The 821-nt window shown below is 54.7% G+C and carries 2 protein-coding genes; both read right to left on the bottom strand.

The features are described 5' to 3' along the window. On the bottom strand, positions 1-373 hold a 373-nt coding region (gene csm3, locus NZN28_RS14505; protein WP_295399359.1), incomplete at its 3' end, for a type III-A CRISPR-associated RAMP protein Csm3. Beyond that, positions 370-780 carry a type III-A CRISPR-associated protein Csm2 gene (csm2, locus tag NZN28_RS14500; RefSeq protein ID WP_295399357.1) on the bottom strand — a complete coding sequence of 137 codons (411 nt, stop codon included), beginning with the start codon at positions 778-780 and terminating at the stop codon, positions 370-372. The genes csm2 and csm3, both read right to left, overlap by 4 nt. Positions 781-821 lie beyond the last annotated feature (41 nt).

Raw genomic sequence — 821 nt, 5'->3', positions numbered from 1 at the left:
AAGCGTCGCGCACCAGGAGGCGGGTGGGGCCGCGCTGCTTTGCAACTTCTGTGGCTTGTTGGTCATCTGGAGCAAGGCCAAATATGCGGCCCACAGGATCTTTGGGATCAGGCGAAGCAAAAACATGCTTATCTTGCTTCTTGTGAGTCAGATAGCTATTCCCCAGACTATCCTTACCTAGGTGCCACTCGAGCAAATACCGCATCTTGCCCTTGAGCGAGGAGCCGGGAATGTAGGGCTCGTCGGTCAGCGGGTTGCGGATGACGGGGTTATCCACATCTCCAATAGCCATCTGGTCTTTGCTCATGCCAATTCGCAGGCCGCTTTTGAGCCGGATGATGCCGTGAATGCGCTTGTAGCCGAGCAGTTTCATCTGCGCCCTCCCTGATTTTGTCCTTCCTTGGCGTAAAAGTAGGCCAGCACTGCCTCGAGGTACTGCATCATGGCCTCGAAGTCCTCCGGGCTTCGCTTACCCGCATCAATCAAGCGGTTCATCAGGTTCACAAAACCCCCAGCGTTTTGCAAAGGCCCATTTTTGCGCTGCCCATAGGCCAGCTTGGCTTTCAGCAACTCTAGTTGCGGAATTAGCTTTGCAAACGCTACCTGGGGGTTGCCCTTGGCCTCACGCTCGAATCGGGCCTCGAGGGCTCGCAGCTCATGAAAGTAATTGCGAAACTGGCTCGACTGAATCCCCTGCACCTGATCGGCATCCTTTTTTGCCTCGCTATCAAAAAGTCCAGGGCGTAGAATTTTGCTCTCTCGATTCTGGTAGAACTCCATACCGCCTCCTTATCGCTCCAGATACAACCCCCACTGCAACC

Origin of the sequence: Meiothermus sp. (assembly GCF_025056915.1) — a bacterium.
Taxonomy (GTDB): Bacteria; Deinococcota; Deinococci; order Deinococcales; family Thermaceae; genus Meiothermus.
The sequence above is the reverse complement of the archived record's forward strand: the minus strand, read 5'-3'. Positions and strand labels throughout refer to the sequence as shown.

Coding starts and splice junctions, on each gene's coding strand:
- csm2 (WP_295399357.1), bottom strand. CDS start 780: ATGGAGTTCTACCAGAATCGAGAGAGCAAAATTCTACGCCCTGGACTT.